The sequence below is a fragment of the Bacteroidota bacterium genome (assembly GCA_016714535.1).
Classification (GTDB): Bacteria; Bacteroidota; Bacteroidia; order AKYH767-A; family OLB10; genus JADKFV01.
This window is the reverse complement of record JADKDR010000001.1, coordinates 395,632-412,318: the sequence shown is the minus strand read 5'-3', so window position 1 is coordinate 412,318 and position 16,687 is coordinate 395,632. Positions and strand designations below refer to the sequence as shown.

Annotated in this window: 17 protein-coding genes and 1 pseudogene; 6 read left to right on the top strand and 12 right to left on the bottom strand. The window is 38.7% G+C overall.

Going from position 1 to position 16,687, the window contains the following annotated elements:
- The first annotated feature begins 52 nt into the window (after positions 1-52).
- Both IPO27_01740 and IPO27_01735 read left to right on the top strand, forming a co-directional pair.
- Positions 53-1,024, top strand: coding sequence for a hypothetical protein (locus IPO27_01740; GenBank protein MBK8845326.1), 972 nt, complete (start codon positions 53-55; stop codon positions 1,022-1,024).
- Between the two features lie 10 nt (positions 1,025-1,034).
- The gene (locus tag IPO27_01735) at positions 1,035-2,009 is read left to right on the top strand and encodes a serine/threonine protein kinase (protein ID MBK8845325.1); all 975 of its coding nucleotides are present in this window, start codon (positions 1,035-1,037) and stop codon (positions 2,007-2,009) included.
- Positions 2,010-2,041: 32 nt separating this feature from the next.
- Here IPO27_01735 and IPO27_01730 read toward each other — a convergent pair whose 3' ends face one another.
- The 12 genes and pseudogenes from IPO27_01730 to IPO27_01675 form a co-directional block, all read right to left on the bottom strand.
- On the bottom strand, positions 2,042-2,194 hold the full coding sequence (locus tag IPO27_01730) for a hypothetical protein (protein ID MBK8845324.1): 153 nt from the start codon (positions 2,192-2,194) through the stop codon (positions 2,042-2,044).
- A gap of 85 nt (positions 2,195-2,279) precedes the next feature.
- The gene (locus IPO27_01725) at positions 2,280-2,495 is read right to left on the bottom strand and encodes a hypothetical protein (protein ID MBK8845323.1); all 216 of its coding nucleotides are present in this window, start codon (positions 2,493-2,495) and stop codon (positions 2,280-2,282) included.
- Positions 2,464-2,637 carry a hypothetical protein gene (locus IPO27_01720; GenBank protein MBK8845322.1) on the bottom strand — a complete coding sequence of 58 codons (174 nt, stop codon included), beginning with the start codon at positions 2,635-2,637 and terminating at the stop codon, positions 2,464-2,466. Before IPO27_01720 ends, IPO27_01725 begins: the two co-directional genes overlap by 32 nt.
- Before the next feature lie 116 nt (positions 2,638-2,753).
- A pseudogene (locus IPO27_01715) lies at positions 2,754-3,943 on the bottom strand (pyridoxal phosphate-dependent aminotransferase).
- Between the two features lie 109 nt (positions 3,944-4,052).
- Positions 4,053-4,691: an NUDIX domain-containing protein gene (locus IPO27_01710; GenBank protein ID MBK8845321.1), complete on the bottom strand. Its 639-nt coding sequence runs from the start codon at positions 4,689-4,691 to the stop codon at positions 4,053-4,055.
- A gap of 62 nt (positions 4,692-4,753) precedes the next feature.
- The gene (locus IPO27_01705) at positions 4,754-5,569 is read right to left on the bottom strand and encodes an NAD(P)H-hydrate dehydratase (GenBank protein ID MBK8845320.1); all 816 of its coding nucleotides are present in this window, start codon (positions 5,567-5,569) and stop codon (positions 4,754-4,756) included.
- A 30-nt stretch (positions 5,570-5,599) separates the two neighbouring features.
- The gene (locus IPO27_01700) at positions 5,600-6,238 is read right to left on the bottom strand and encodes an NAD(P)H-hydrate epimerase (GenBank protein ID MBK8845319.1); all 639 of its coding nucleotides are present in this window, start codon (positions 6,236-6,238) and stop codon (positions 5,600-5,602) included.
- A 101-nt stretch (positions 6,239-6,339) separates the two neighbouring features.
- Positions 6,340-7,032 (bottom strand): exonuclease, encoded by a 693-nt coding sequence (locus IPO27_01695; GenBank protein ID MBK8845318.1) that lies wholly within the window; start codon positions 7,030-7,032, stop codon positions 6,340-6,342.
- Positions 7,029-7,613 (bottom strand): dephospho-CoA kinase, encoded by a 585-nt coding sequence (locus IPO27_01690; GenBank protein ID MBK8845317.1) that lies wholly within the window; start codon positions 7,611-7,613, stop codon positions 7,029-7,031. Before IPO27_01690 ends, IPO27_01695 begins: the two co-directional genes overlap by 4 nt.
- Positions 7,614-7,628: 15 nt before the next feature.
- Entirely contained in the window at positions 7,629-9,536 is a 1,908-nt protein-coding gene (locus IPO27_01685; protein MBK8845316.1) for an LTA synthase family protein, read from the bottom strand.
- Between the two features lie 75 nt (positions 9,537-9,611).
- Positions 9,612-11,174, bottom strand: coding sequence for an energy transducer TonB (locus IPO27_01680; protein MBK8845315.1), 1,563 nt, complete (start codon positions 11,172-11,174; stop codon positions 9,612-9,614).
- A 197-nt stretch (positions 11,175-11,371) separates the two neighbouring features.
- Entirely contained in the window at positions 11,372-12,307 is a 936-nt protein-coding gene (locus IPO27_01675) for a bifunctional riboflavin kinase/FAD synthetase (protein ID MBK8845314.1), read from the bottom strand.
- A gap of 420 nt (positions 12,308-12,727) precedes the next feature.
- On the opposite strand from IPO27_01675, the gene IPO27_01670 reads away from it, so the two are divergent.
- The 4 genes from IPO27_01670 (at position 12,728) to IPO27_01655 (ending at position 16,668) form a co-directional block, all read left to right on the top strand.
- Complete coding sequence (locus IPO27_01670) at positions 12,728-13,189, top strand: division/cell wall cluster transcriptional repressor MraZ (protein MBK8845313.1); 462 nt, start codon at positions 12,728-12,730, stop codon at positions 13,187-13,189.
- Between the two features lie 3 nt (positions 13,190-13,192).
- On the top strand, positions 13,193-14,092 hold the full coding sequence (gene rsmH / locus IPO27_01665) for a 16S rRNA (cytosine(1402)-N(4))-methyltransferase RsmH (protein ID MBK8845312.1): 900 nt from the start codon (positions 13,193-13,195) through the stop codon (positions 14,090-14,092).
- A gap of 10 nt (positions 14,093-14,102) precedes the next feature.
- Positions 14,103-14,483, top strand: coding sequence for a hypothetical protein (locus IPO27_01660; protein ID MBK8845311.1), 381 nt, complete (start codon positions 14,103-14,105; stop codon positions 14,481-14,483).
- 91 nt (positions 14,484-14,574) lie between these two features.
- Positions 14,575-16,668: a transpeptidase family protein gene (locus tag IPO27_01655; GenBank protein ID MBK8845310.1), complete on the top strand. Its 2,094-nt coding sequence runs from the start codon at positions 14,575-14,577 to the stop codon at positions 16,666-16,668.
- Positions 16,669-16,687 lie beyond the last annotated feature (19 nt).

Here is a 16,687-nt window from a genome sequence, read left to right as displayed (position 1 = left end):
TAAAATAAACAAAAAAATATTACTTAATTGCGCTTACAGTAAGAAAAAGGAAATGATAAAGAAATACATAGCCTTATGTATTCTGACTTGTGTTCAGATTTTTTATTATGGATGCCAACGCAACCATGCCGAAGTTCATTACACAACTATCGAATTAAATTCGGCTTGCAACTTCTACTCGATGCATAAGGATAGCACAGGCGCAATATATGTTTGCGGAGGCAATCAGGACAGGGGAGTTATTTATAAAAGTACAGACTATGGTCATATTTGGAAGGTATATAGTGATAGTTATAGTAAACAGATATACGATTTTGCAATATTGCAGGACGGTAATTTAATAGCGAGCTCCGGAGACTTGGAGTTGTTGTACTCCACTACCAAAGGGAAAGGTTGGAAACAGGTTATTCCTTCTGACAGGCCCAAAACCGGGCATCAAAGCGAGATGTATAAAATAAGCCGTGCACCTGACGGTGCCTTTTACTTTTGCGGGGGCGAAAAATTATATGACGGTGTAATTTATTACACCACAGATACTTTGAGAACCTTAGGTTTTGCACACCGAAATCATGAAATAAGAAGCATGCATTGGCTTGGCAATCACGCCATAGCCGTGGGCTATGGCGCCATTCTTTATTCAGAAACGATGAATAACGATTGGCAGTTTGCCAATGCGCCTGATGATTTTTATACCGGAAGCACTTCGCACAAAAATATTTTTTACTCCTGTTCGTTTAATGGTGGTATATACCAAAGTTATGATTTTGGGAAGAACTGGAATTGCATAAATGGTAAAAATAGATTGACAGGTAAAAGATTTTTTTATAATTGCATGGCATTACAGAACCAGCATGGTGTGGCCCTTGGCAATGATGGTAGTGTGGCAACTACATCCAATTATGGCACCTCATGGAACGAAGCATATAGTTTTGACAACGCTGACATCAATTGTGTTATAAATGTTTATGATAATTTATGGATCGCTGCCGGAGATGACGGTAAAATTTTTAGGTTTTCCTTTTAATATCTGATGCATGAATTTGCTAAATACCAATAATGGAAGTTACTTATTCGATCCCGGAAATGATAACCTGGTTCTAAAGAGGAATGGAAAATTCAGTTCCGTTTACATTGGGTATCAGTTGCCTGAGAAAAACAAAGTGGTGATTAAAGTAATGAACCCTGCTCTTAATAATGATGCTCCATCCATTATCAGGTTTCATAAGGAGGCGCTAAAGAGCTTTGAACATCCCGACCTTCAAAAAACTATAGATGCCTATAACGATGAAACAGGCTATTACTTAATTAAAGAATATATTGATGGACAAACATTGTCGCAAATAGTATATCAGCAGCGCATTACCGATATTGACTTTTATTGCAGGGTTTTTATAAAAGTACTTAAAATAATAGAAGTCCTTAACGATAAGGAAATATTTCATTGTGATATACGGTTAGAGAACATCTTGCTATTAAATAAGCAGGGATCGAACGAAACTGATTTCGATAGTTTGCAAGTGGTATTGCTCGACTTGGGCCTTGCTAAAATTCCCGAGACATTTAATAAACGCGAGCTGCAACCTTTTTCATTTGTGTATTCGCCACCCGAGCAGGTGTTAAATTATGGAGAGCTTATAAATAAAACGACTGATCAGTACAGTGTTGCGATATGCATGTATGAGTGCATTACCGCTACCAAACCTTTTATGAATGAAAACCCCGAAGTAGTAATGCACCTGCAACTAAATACCAAACTCCTTCCTCACAAAAATATACCCGAACCATTATTTAAAGTATTGCTTCATGCTACTGAAAAGGAAAAACTTCCATTGCCTCCATCTCAGTTAAGCGAAGAACAATTAATTAATTATTTAAAGAGCGGACAACAAAAAAGATATGAAAGTGCAACTGCATTTAAACATGCCATCTTAAATGCCATGGACGAAATGGAGAAGCAAAAATCAACTAACAACACTAAAGGATTTTGGGCAAAATTATTTGGTAAATAAATTAGCGTGGCGAGCTTAATTTGTTTTGGTTATTACCATTTCTTCACACGTTTTTGTTCTTCCTCGGTTGCGCTGTTGCGCTTACGATTGTTATCGCTGTTTCCGAATCGATAGGTAAAAGAAAGGTGAACTCTGCGTGTTTCATTCTTATCACGAAGGTAAATGTCCATATTTTGAAATTGCACATCTATCAGGTTTTGCCTGATGTTGAATACATCGGTAACGCCTAAACGGGGTAGTGCCTTTTTCCTTCATCTCCTTTTTCGAAATTCACAGGTCTATGCCATATTGAGGGCGAATATTGAGAATGCCATAGGCCGCTCCGGTCATATAATCTCCCGACACTTGCGCCACCAGATTGTGGCCAAGGTTGATTTCATTTTCACACTGTAGGTATCCTGTCCATCGTTTATTAAATAAATCTTCTCCTTCGAATTGCGAGGTATAGCTCTTATTAAATGCGGATATAGTTTGTGCTATCGGCATGTATTATCAACCCTTTGGTAGCAAAGGCAGCAGGATCATTTTGCGGAGTAACAACGTTTTCTTTTATATCTGTTGAAGTCACCACTTTTGATAAAAGCAAAAGTATGCCCAAGGCCATAATTGTCTTTAGACCATCAATCATGTGTACAAACGTTTTGGAATTTATAGATGTAAGATGAATAACGATTACAGAATGTAACACCATAAAACAAAAATGCCCGAAATAATTTTCGGGCACCAATCCTTTTAAGGTTTATTTTATTTAAGTTTTTCCAAAGATTCTTTGATGCGCGAACAAGCTTCTACAATCAGATGGTCGCTGGTAGCATAGCTAAGTCGTATACATTTTGGATTGCCAAAGGCCTCACCGGTTACAACGCTTACTTTGGCATCGCGCAGCAAATACATCGTCAAGTCTTCGGCAGAATTAATTACACCTTGATCTCCCGTTTTGCCAAAATAATAACTCACATCTGGGAAATAATAAAAGGCTCCTTTGGGATTATTTACCTTAAGGCCGGGAATCTCGCTTAGATTTTCGTGCATTAATTTTTTCGCACTTTAAATGCATTAAGCATTGGCGCCATTTGTTCAGAGGTGCTGTTTAAAGCGGCAATAGCAGCTTTTTGGGTTATAGAGCAAGTTGCAGAAGTAAATTGTCCTTGAATTTTATCGCAGGCTTTAGCTATCTCAACAGGTGCAGCTATGTATCCCAATCTCCAACCAGTCATTGCATAAGCTTTGCTCACACCATTTACAATGATAATTCGGTCGCGAATGTTTTCGCAAGATGCAATACTATAGTGTTTTGACTCGGTACGAATGTGTTCATAGATTTCATCACTAATAATGTAGATGTCTTTGTATTCTTCGAGCAGATTGGCAAGGTCATTCAATTCTTGTTGCGAAAATACTGAGCCACTTGGATTGCACGGTGACGAAAAAATTAGCATTCTTGTTTTGGGAGTAATTGCATTTCTAAATTGCTCTATACTCGGCTTAAAGTCATCTTCGATATTTGCGTTTACATACACTGGTATACCACCTGCCAGTATTATTATTTGCGAATAGCTCACCCAATACGGAGTTGGCACAATAACTTCATCGCCCGGATTTATTAAACTTAAAACAGTATTGGCAATGCTTTGCTTGGCACCTGTACTTACTACTATTTGTTCAGGCGTGTAGTTGAGATTATTTTCGCGTAAAAGTTTTTCGCAGATTGCTTTACGCATATCTGAATAGCCGGCAATAGGAGTGTAGTGTGTATAGCCTTCGTCAATGGCTTTTTTTGCTGCACTTCGTATATGGTCAGGGGTAACAAAGTCGGGCTCACCCAGTGTAAGGTTAATTATGTCATGTCCTTGTTCCTGCAATTCGCGGCTCAACTTAGCCATGGCAATGGTTTGCGATTCGCTTATCTCACTTAATCTTTTAGCTAATGTCATCTATGAAAAATAAAGGGCGCAAAGCTATAAAAATAATATTACAGCAAGTATTTAATTGGATAGCGCCAACCTGATTGAACCAACTGACTATCAGCGGTTTTGTGTTAAATTATTTGGTTGTATCAGGAAGGGGTGAAAAAATCCTGGACTGATTTTTCTTTATCAAATCTGAAATAGAGCTATAGGTATTGGCATATAGTTCATCAAGTTCGTTTTCGCCAAACCATCGTATAAGCGATATATCTTCATCAAGTTGTGGGGTAAGCGTGTCAGTTAGGCTTCCTTGCATCATAAACCACGAAGTGCGTTTAAGTATGGGAGCGCCTTTTAACATGTACGAGTGATAGGTTTGATCGAGCAAATACATTACATGGCAATGCTGCAAGCCGCATTCTTCAATTACTTCGCGAATAGCACCGGTTTGGGTGCTTTCATTTCTTTCAATTTTTCCTTTGGGGAGGTCCCATTTTTTATGTCTGAAAATGGCCAGCATTTTTTGCTGATCGATAACCACTCCTCCTGCTGCTTCTATTAATTCAAAATAGGTGCACGCATCTTCCCAAAGTTCATCGATATTATTCGAATATAGCTCCACATGAGAAAAATTGTTCTTGTGATGCAGCAGTTTTATGCATTGCTGTAAAGTATCGTGGCCCATATACTCTCTCGAAAGCAATCCCGGATTAACAACTCCACGATTTTTATAATCGGTAAATACCAATCTTTTATCATTAATATACATATGCATTGGGCAAAGATGATATTAAATATTTCAATACAAAAAATATAGCGTAAACTATAATTTATTTTTTAGAAAAAGACCGGAAGCGCGTCAATAATGTCGCCTGCAACCATAGCTGTTTGCGACAACATATCGGCAGCAATATCTCCTGCTGCCCCATGTATATATACCCCTGCAAGTGCTGCTTCGTAAGGGTGATAGCCTTGAGCAAGCAAAGAGGTAATAATGCCGGTAAGCACATCGCCACTGCCCGCAGTGGCCATACCCGCATTGCCTGTAATGTTAAAAACGAGTTTGTCTTCTGGCGAAACGATTAGCGAGTAATGTCCTTTAATAATTAAATAACAATTGTGATTGCGGCAAAATTCTTCGGCCAATGTTATTTTTTCAAAGTCATTTGCCCAGGCTCCAATCAATCGTTGCAATTCACCAGGATGAGGAGTAAGTATGCTTTTAGGTGGTATATGTGGCAGCAGTTGTTTATGCGTGGCTATCAGATTAATAGAATCGGCATCAATGACTATGGGTTTGCTATAATGTTGCAGAACAAATTCAAGTAGTTTAATTGTGTCGGTAGTTTGTCCTAGCCCTACACCTATACCTATTGCATGAAAGTCGGCAATTTTATTCTCGTTATAAAATTGTTGATCGGTAATCATGCACATTACTTCGGCTACAGCAATTTGTATGCTTAGTGCTGAAAGTTTTTCGGTTGCCACTGTACATAACCCAGCACCTGAGCGCATGCAAGCGCGGGCAGCCAATTGCAAAGCGCCCGCTTTACCCAACATTCCACCAATAAGTAAGGCGTGTCCAAAGTTTCCTTTATGCGAAAATTTATTACGTGGTTTTAAAATTCCGATGATGTCTTCGTGCTCCAGCAAAAAATATTTGACTACATTGTTTTCATAAAACTACCGCGAAAGGCCAATATCAACAATATGCAATATACCCAAGTACTGATGTGAATATGGCAACAGGCAAACCGGTTTTGACGATTGGAAGGTGAGTGTATGATTTGATTTTACAATTGTAAAATCATTAATGGCTGCAATATCTGCCGGTAAGCCACTTGGTAGATCAATGCTCACGATTTGCGCTACGGTGCGGTTTATCTGATGTATGATGCCCGCATATTTTTCATCTACTTTGCCCTTTAAGCCTGTTCCAAATAAGGCATCTACAATTACACAATTTGTATTGTCAAAGGTAGCAATGCAGTCTATATCAGATTCAAATAAAAAAAGCGAGTCTAGTTTTGTGAAATTTATTAAGGCATCAGCACTTAATTTATTTTTATCGAAAAACGGAATAAATACCCGAACAAAATATCCGGCATTGAGCAGCATGCGGGCAATGGCAAGGCCATCGCCTCCGTTATTGCCATGGCCACATATAATTAAGTAACGTGTGCCAAAGTCATAATTCGACACCAACCAGCGGAAACATTTTCCGGCAGCACGTTCCATTAGTGCATGCGAAGCGATGGGCTCATGCTCAATGGTGTAAGTGTCCCATGCTCTAAATTGGTCTGCGGTAAATATTTTTTCCATTTGGCTACAAAACTAAAAACTCTTTGCCACTTCCATCAAAATGTTGTGCAAGTAACTTTCCATCGCCATGTAAGGTAACCACTTTTTGCGCTCCACTGGTTTTAATCAGCAAAATCAAATCGTTCCAAAGGAATCCAGTTTTCTAGCCGGATGCCTTGTTGCATATAAACTTTGTGGTAAGGTGTAATGTTCGCATGTGTTAAAACTAATTTATTGTTATAGTGTGTTGCTATAAGTTGTGAAATGCGCTGAGCCTTACCTATCATATAGCAACCAATAATTACCGGAATATCAGTATAAGCATTAAGCTTAGCTATTTCATCTTGTATAGGTGGGTGTATATGCTCGGGGGTAGCAAAGGTACATTCGGTTACCAGCACATCACAAGGCACCGGTTCATATGCTGCACAGGTTGGGTCGTCCTGGGTTTTTATATCTCCTGTGTACAAGATTCGTTTTCCGCTTAGGTTCATCAGCACTTGCACACTCCCAAGAATATGTCCGGCATTATAAAACGAAATGGGTATTCCATTTATATGGAATGCTTTGTGTACTTCTTTTAAATGAAAATGCGAATTGAGTTTATTGCCAAACCTTGCTTTCATAAGTGCAGCAGTACCAGCGGTGCAGTAAATTTCTTTGTGGCCTAAGGTAGCATGGTCGGCATGAGCATGTGTAATAACTGCTGTTTTACAAGGCTTTAATGGATCTAAAAAAAAGTCGCCAGCAGAGCAATACAGGCCATATTCCATTTGATAGAATTCATCATCAAGTTTTGTTTGTGTGCGTTTCATATTAATAGTTGGGCATGTACTTGCATTGTCTGTGTTATGAGGCTTTGCTTTTCATCATTGTAAATAATAAAATCTGATTTGCGAATTTTTTCTTCTTCGGGCATTTGAGAAGCTATTACTTTTAAGACTTCTTCGCGGTTGCGGCCATCGCGTTGCATTACCCTGTTAATGCGCATTTCGAGCGGAGATGATACCAGGATAATTTTATCGCAATAAGCATCGCTTCCGCTTTCGAATAAGATAGCTGCTTCTTTTATTACATAATTATGCTTGGAACTTAAGACATAATTTTTTCCATTTTCAATTACTACAGGATGTACAATTTCATTTAACTTTTTTCGTAAAGTTTCGTCTTGGTAAATTTTATCTGCCACATAGGTTCGGTTTAAACTACCATCAGCATTATAAGATAAAGCACCCAATAAATGTTTAATGTGTAAAATAATGGTCGCATCCTCTGTCATCAACTTCCGGGCAGCTGCATCTGCGTTATAGATATCAGCACCAAGCATCGAAAATATTTTTGCAACCACTGTTTTTCCGGTACCTATTCCTCCTGTTAGTCCTATTGTTTTAGCCATTACTCATGCTCATTTTTATTTTTTGTTATCAAACAACCATTGCGCGCTTTGCACAAAACTAGTGGCGTATTCTTTCAGCTTCTTTTTGTGTTCTTTATTCATTTCAACCTTTAACTTTTGCTGCGATGGCAATGCGATTAAGTCTTCTTCAAATCCCCTGTTATTCAGATACAGGAATTCGGAATCAATAGCACATAAAACGGCATCGCGGTTAAAGTAGGTAACGTTGCTTTTTTTAGAAAACAAACTTTGGCCTAAGCCATAGTCTGTATAACTTATATTCAAATGATCCATGAGCGTAGCCCATACATCAGCCTGATTGCCATAAGTTGGAAGAATACTATCGATACTATTAAGTGAAGGATCGTAAAGTATAAATGGCGAGTGATTTTGCATTAATACATCACCGGGCATGTAAGGAATTACAAAACCATGATCGGCAGTAATTACAAAGATAGAATTGGAGTACCAGGGTTTATTTTTTGCGATAGCAAAAAATTGTTGCAAGCTCCAGTCAGCATATTCAAAACTCGCGTCAAAATCATTTTTTGCTCGTGCTTTAAAAACCGTATTGGGTGGCACTTGTTGTGGCTCGTGTGTACTAATCGTAATTATTGAACCAAGAAAACTTTTCGATAACTGATGGATGGAGTCAAATTTTGAAAGAGCAAACTCATACATGTATTGGTCACTTATGCCCCATGAATTTACTTTTTCGCTGGCAGGATAATCATTGCTGTGAAAAACTCTGTCTACTCCATTCTTGCGTAGAAACATACCTAAATTATCAAATGACTCGTGATGCGAACAAAAAAAAGTAGTTGCATAATTTTTAGATTTCAATGTTTGTGGTAGACCAATAAAACTTTTCGAAATAGCATTATTATCGGCCATGGGATGCATGGCTCCTAATCCGGGCAATCCATACAAACTACTGTATATTCCCTGACAACTATGAATACCGGTGCTGTAAAAATTTTTGCAAACAATGCTGCGGTGCGAAAGGCTGTCTAAAAATGGGGTAAGTTTGCTTTGCAGGTTATAATAACCCATCATTGGGGCGCACATGCTTTCCATCAAAATGAGAACAATGTTTTTATGCTGCGCACTATCTTTAAAAATTATCTCCCTATGGCCTGGTTGTTCCGTATCTTCCAAATTCACAAAGCCTCTTACATTATTCAACGCAACCTCGCTATTCATATCCGTTAGTTTTACAAATGTGTAACTATCCACATAAGCATGTAATGGGTTAAGTGCTGCCTGACTGTGCATGGCATTGTTTAGCGTAAATGCTTTACGCACCGATAATGGCCGGCCGGTTATGCCATTGCGCATAGTGATAATAAGCAATAGTAGCAGGATTACACTTGTGATTATTTTAGGTTTTATAGTAGCAATTTCGTTAGCAGGCAACATGGTTTTCTTGATAATCTTAATTGATAAAATGATTAGAACCAATGTCCAAAGCACGAAGAAAATAATATGAGGATAAAGGGCCTGATCGGTAAATATAAATTCGAGCGACTGACCCATGTTTTGATTCCATAAATGAATAGACTTAGTGATACGTGTATTAAAATGTTTGAAATACGATTCATCGGCCGCTATACAAAGTGAAACAATAAGAGATACAATAATAAAATAGATGATGGTGACGTATGCAAAAATATTTCGTAAGCGAAGTATCCATAAACTAACAATGAAGAGCAACACCGGAATTGCCATCAGATAGGCAGCAGCTACGCTGTCAAACTGAAAGCCTAGTAGCATGGCCTCCCTTGGTAATTCAATATGAGAGATGGTGTATTGATAAAAGAAAATCCGGTACGCTGCAAAAGTGCCAAATAGCAACGCAAACAATAATAGTGATGCAACTATTGCAGGTGTGTAAAGAATTTTTTTTAAAAAATCTGTTGGCAAGTGAATATTTTTTTGAAGAGGCAAAGGTAGAGAAAGAAAAAAGAAGAGGTTATTTAAATTGAATAAACCACGTTATCAGTTTATCGATATTATTTCGCCCCGCGATAATCGGTAGGTCTTGTTCATAAACCGAAAAGTATCACGGTCTTGCAATTTATGCAATCCCGAAAGGTCTTCGGTCATGGTATGCACGCTTCCTTTTGTATTGCGAGCAAGACCTATGTAATATTTGTTGGCATGCTTGTAGGCGCCACACAAAATCACATGTACAGGTATTTTTAATTTTTCAAGTAATTCAATATCGCGAGGGGTAGCATAATTATCTGCAATCATCACAATACTCTTGGCCCAGGGTGCATACTGCAATGCTTTCAGGCAAGCTTCAATATTATTTTCTGGCGTGTCGCCACCGCTCCCTTTACGCATCGTATTAAATGCTACTTGCAGCAACGTATCAAAGTTGTCGGTAGCTACATGATACACTCCACCGGTCTCTCCCATAAGTTTATCATTGTCTGCCTTGTCATCACCATCATTAAAGAAGGTAGCTGCTATTCTAACCTTGCCTTTCATTTGATTTTGAAGGTAACCTAGTGTTTGTGAAGTATACGGACTCATACTGCCAGTAACATCACATACATAGATGGCATTCTCAAATTTTTGTCGCAAAAGAATTTTTGTAACCGCACTATCAGTTTCAAGGTCCTGAAGGCTCATCGACACATCATCGCTTATGCTATCAGGTATCATTTCAATATTGCGTCCTGTGTTTTTATATTCTCTATACGATTTTCGCTCGAGGGTGCATTCAACCTCTATGCGTTTATCGGGCAGGATAAAGTAAAAAATCAGTGTGTCGCGAATAATTGCCGGTTTGCGATTTCGCAAACCGGGCCCCCACAAGGGCATTTGGTTGCATAAGGCAATGGCTGCTGCATTGCAGGATTCATCTATTCCGCTAATAATTTTTGGTGCAATTAGGTTTCCATTCTGATTGATGCTAAAGGTTACATAAACCGCTCCTGTGTTATTTTGCTTAATACCTTTGGCCGGATATTTTGCATTCTTTTTTACGAAGGATTTTAAAGCTTCACATCCATCGCGATAGATGGGCGGAGTAATTTCATCATAACGCATTTGCCGCATAATAAGTCGCTTGGGGCGTTTTAGTTTTCGCAAACTGTCAAGTGTTGATGGATTTTTTATTAGGTCGCTAATCTTTTTTATTTCGTCTTCGATTTTTACCGTAGCCGGAGGAAGTCGGTATGTGAAAATAAATCCGTGAAACAATTGCTTGCCCTCCCGTTTGTTCGAGGCACCTGTGAGTGCTATTTTCCCCCATTCAATCATGTCATCATCGAAAAATTGAGGATATATTTTTTGTAAATTTTCTAATCGCTTTTTATTCAGACTATCCTGATTAAATGTTGCCGATTCGCGATAGGTGGTATATATTAATTCAATTTTATAAATTACACTCGTGCTTATTTTATCAAGGGTTTTATCTTTTTCAAGACTGGCTTTTGCAAAAGGCGATTCAAGATAAAATTGATTTTCTCTTATTGAATCGCGGGTGTAGCTTAAAATTGTGTCGGGTTGGAGGGCATTTATTTTTTCAATACTATTCTGGCTATGCACTGCATGGTTACCCAGAACCAGCAAAAAGAAAATATTGCAGAGCTGTTTCACACTAAAGTAAACGAACATATTATTTACTTTATTATGGCTATAGTTCAATTGATATAGATAAGTGTTGTACAAAGGTAACAGATTTAAATGAAGGCCCAAGCCTGGTGCATAGAATGCATGCTCGCGTAGTTGAAGTGGATTCGATTTTATCGTACCCCGAATATTTCCTCGGCCTGTACTTTGTCTTTTTTCATTTGCGTAATTAGTTCATCGGCCGAATTAAATTTTTGATCGGTGCGCAGAAAATGTTGAAGAGTAACTGTGATGGTTCTTTCGTAAATATCCCTATCAAAATTTATTATAAAAACTTCTACACTTTTTTCACCGTTGTCAAAAGTAGGGCGGTTACCTATGGATAGCAATCCATAATAGGTAATGGGTTCATCGTTTATAGTTACCGTTACAGCATATACACCATTAGAAGGGATTAATTTCGTGTTAACCACAGCCATATTGGCTGTGGGAAATCCAAGAGTGCGGCCCAGTTTTTTACCATGTATTACAGCACCCGTTAGTGCGTAACTATAGCCAAGATATTTATTGGCTACTTCTACCTTGCCATCAAGTAGTGCGTTTCTGATTTTAGTACTGCTGATAACCGTGTTGCCAATAGTAACCTCATTTAATTGTGTAACTTCAAAATCGTATAACGGAGCAAGTTCTTCAAGTTCAGCGATGCTGCCTTGGCGGTTGCGCCCAAAATGATGATCGTGACCGATAATTAGTTTTTTTACCTTCAACTGATTATGCAATATGTTTCGTACAAAATCAGCCGATGATAACCTCGAAAATTCTTTAGTAAAGGGATGTATAATTAAATGCTGCACTCCACTTGTACGAAACAATTCAATTTTTTCTTCCAGCGTATTAAGCAATTGCAATCCATTATCATCAGGAAATATTACCAGTCGCGGATGTGGATTAAACGTAAGTATGACCGCAGTAAGTGATGACTCAAACGCTATTTTATTCAGTTCCTGAATTAAAGTCTTATGACCAAGATGCACGCCATCAAAAGTTCCAATGGTTACGATGGTTTGAGTAGGAGTGTTACACTCGCTTACAGAATGATAAATGTGCATCTATTATATACCGCCTTATTAAGGTTGCGAATATAGTATGTGTTTGCAGGTTTTTTTTAAAAAAAAGCTGGAGTAACGTAAAAGGATGCGCAATTCTATAGCCATATTGATTATACTTTTTTTTAGTAAAATAGTTGCTTTTTCAATAAATTTTGTAATTTTGCCCCACATTGTCCCACCACTGTTTAGAACAGCAGATTTCTCGGGATTAATGCAACTTGATTTGAGTTGAAGTCTTAAAAGTAGTATAAAATCAAGTTTTTGCCGTGTATTGAGGCGCAATCAATACTTTTTCGCCAAATCCAAACGGAATATTGGCAGGCAAAAAAAACTTATGAACAATTTTAGTGGGATTAGTTGGAGTTTAGTGGGAAATTGATTTTCTTCGTCCCGCGATTGAATTTTTCGCACCCAAACAAATTGAATCCACTTAAAGGAACATACTACTGCAAGCTCGATAGCAAAGGCCGTATATCACTGCCCGCAGCCTTACGCAAGCAATTGCCACCTGAGTGCAATGATGTGTTTATCATCAAGAAAGGATTTGAAGGTTGCCTTGAGTTGTATCCACTAAATGTATGGAATAGCATGTTGGATGATATGAGCAAACAGAATTTGTTTGACCCACGTATGCGATTATTCGAACGCAAGTATAAGCAGGACGCCATCGAAATTACCCTTGACTCTGCCTCCAGGTTACTACTTCAAAAGCATCTGCTGTCGCTTGCAGGAATCACAGATGAGGCGATGATTTTTTGTCGTGGAAAACTGATTGAAATATGGAATCAGGATCTTTATAATAAGTCGCTTGAACAACTTACTGAAGAAGAGTATAACGAAATGGCTATGAAATATTTGGGCAATGCATTATCCAATATATAAATAATGAGCTATCACCAACCTGTGCTATTGAGCGAAAGCATTGAGGGTCTGAATATAGTAACAGGAGGTGTATATGTGGATGTCACATTTGGAGGAGGAGGTCATTCAAAGGAAATAGTAAAGAGGCTGTCAACTGGAAAGTTAATAGCGTTTGATCAGGATGCCGATGCAAAGGCAAACGCTTTACCTGACAAAAATTTTGTTCTTATACATAGTAACTTCAGCATGCTGCTGCAATATCTGAGGTTTTACAGTGCCTTGCCGGCTGACGGAATCCTAGCCGACCTTGGAGTTTCATCGTATCAATTTGATACGGCAACCAGAGGTTTCAGCATTCGTTTCGATGGCCCCTTAGATATGCGCATGGACAAGCAGACAAAGCAAACCGCAGCGCATGTGCTCAAGACTTATAACGAGCAGCAGTTGCAGCAAATGTTTTCGCAAAACGGAGAGGTCATCAACTCAAAAACGTTAGCAAAGTGCATAACCGCATGGCGCACCAATGCATTTGTTGATTCAATCTTTGCATTTAAGGAGGCCATTGCAAGTTGCGTGCGAGGTGCAAATCCGAATGACTATTACGCACAGGTTTTTCAGGCACTAAGGATTGAGGTAAATGATGAGATGGGCGCGCTGAAAAAGTTTCTTCAGCAGTCAATAGAAGCACTTAAACCCGGAGGGCGATTGGTTGTAATCTCATACCATAGCCTGGAAGACAGAATGGTAAAGAATATAATGAAATGTGGTAATGTGGAAGGTAATGTGATTAAAGATTTTTTTGGAAATGCAGAACAGTCGCCCTTTAGAATAATTTCAAAAAAACCAATTGTTCCTACCTCCGAAGAAATAAAAAGCAATTCGCGGGCGCGAAGTGCAAAACTCAGAATAGCAGAAAAAAAATAGCAATAGCCTAATGGCAAATAAGTATAAAGAAAAAATAGCAGTTGCACCGGCACCTGAACAAGGCAGAACCTTTAGGCTAAACCTATGGAATATTTTTAAGCCATTGAACCTTGTTGGAAAAGTTGATAGCAGCCTGGTGTCGAAACAATTGCCCTTTATGCTATTTCTGGTAACAGTGGCGTTGGGCTATATTTATTACAACTTTCGTGTAGAGCAACTTACACGTGACATAGACCGTACCGGAAAAGAAATAAAAGAATTGAGATCAGAATATATCGAAAGCAAGTCAGAGTTAATGCGTAAGAGTAACCAGTCAACAGTTGCAGATAAGGTAGGGCCTACAGGGTTGAAAGAATCGGTAACTCCTCCCGGAAAGCTTCTTGACAAATAATTGCCAGCTATATTTTTTTCAGAATTCCCCTCGATATAAACCTATATTAAAATAATCAATTGCCTTACTGGCATAGAAACGTATATTTTCAATGGATGTAAAAAAAGACATACTGTGGCGCGTATATACCATTTATGGTTTAATATGTCTATTTGCCATTTGCATATTCGGACAGATTATTCGAATCAAATTTGTTGAAGGCGAAAAATGGAAAGCGGCAAGCGATAGCCTTAGTATTCGAAGCACTGTAATTGAACCAATGCGAGGTAATATCTACTCAAGCGATGGAAAGCTTATGGCCACATCCACGCCCTTGTACGACTTACGCATCGATACCAAAGCACCAGGTTTTTGCGGCAAAATTTATTCTGAAAAAATTGATTCGCTTACACGTGGACTGGCCTCACTTTTTTCTGATAAAACAGCCTACGAATACAAGAGCATAATTAAGGAAGAGCGCTCAAAAGGCAACCGATACTTTCTTTTAAAAGACAGTGTATCATACAAACAATATAAGGCAGCACAACAATTACCATTGTTCAACATTGGCAAGTATAAAGGTGGACTTATTGTAATAGCGAAATCAAAACGTGAGCGCCTTTATCAGGAACTTGCCAAGCGCACAATCGGATCAAATCGCACTAGCAAGCCATATGGTATCGAAGCATCTTTCGATAGCATATTAAAAGGAGAGCGTGGCGAGCGCCTTGAACAGCGCATAGCCGGAGGTATATGGAAACCGTTAAACGATGAAGATGATTTTGAAGCACAAAATGGATTGGATATTGTTTCTACCATTGATCTTAATATTCAGGATGTAGCAAGCAATGCATTGCGCAAGCAGCTAAAGGAACACAACTCTTCGCGTGGCTGTGTTGTTTTAATGGAAGTAGCAACGGGAGAAATAAAAGCAATTGCCAACTTAAAAAAGGGAAGGGATGGCGAGTATCATGAAGAATACAACTATGCAACAAGTTGGCTAAGCGAGCCCGGCTCAACATTTAAACTTCCCTCGTTGATGGCGGCCATGGATGATGGGTATATCAATCTAAATCAGATAGTGGACATTGAAGGTGGCGAAACTTTCTTTAATGATATACGCGTAGCCGATCACGACAAAGGAAAGTATCAGACACTTTCTGTACAGAAGATTTTTGAAATATCAAGTAATGTTGGGGTTACTAAATTAATACATCAGTATTATAGCAAGCAGCCTCAAAAATTTATCGATAAGCTACATAAGTTTCATCTAACCGATAAACTGGACATTCAGTTAATTGGTGAGCGCAAACCGATAGTAAAAAGTCCAAAAGCAGAAGGATGGACGCCCCCAACTTTGCCTATGATGAGTTATGGATATGAAGCTCAGTATACTCCTTTGCAAATTTTGAATTTTTATAATGCCGTGGCGAATAACGGAAAAATGGTAAAACCATTTTTCGTAAAACAGGTGTTAGAAAATGGAAAAGTAGTAAAAACGTATACACCTACTGTAATTGATGAAAAAATCTGCTCGCAGTCAACCATCAATCAGGCCCACAAAATGCTCGAAGGCGTGGTGCTCAATGGCACAGCCAAAAATTTGAAGTTCGATACCTATTCCATAGCTGGCAAAACAGGTACTGCCAAAGTAAAGAATGCCGAGGATGGACGCAGGCTGGTAGATTCCGTTTACTATCAGGCATCCTTCTGCGGTTACTTTCCGGCTGATAGACCTTTATATAGCTGCATCGTTGTAGTGTATGATCTTGGCAAAGATTTTTATTATGGCAATGTAGTAGCCGGTCCGGTATTTAAGGAGATTTCTGATAAGGTATATGCTACAAGTATCGAAATGCATGGAGCTATTCCGGTTGATTCCAACCTGGCCAACAAGCAACCGGTTATAAAGAGTGGATCAGTAACAATGGCCAATACAGTACTAGCAGGTTTAGGAATGAACCGGGTAAAAAACTCAACTTCAGGTTATGGGATTATTTTTAATAAAGGAACGCAAAAAGCAGTGAATGCTTTTTCTACACAGATGCCCGATGTAGCTGGTATGCCATTGCGCGATGCCGTTTTCTTGCTTGAGAGTTGCGGAGTTACTGTTGCTATTTCAGGCAGGGGTAAAGTCATATCACAGTCGGTTCCTTCAGGTACACCTATACGTAGAGGTCAAAAAGTGTATATTCAATTAAGTTAACTATAAGCATATACGTTTA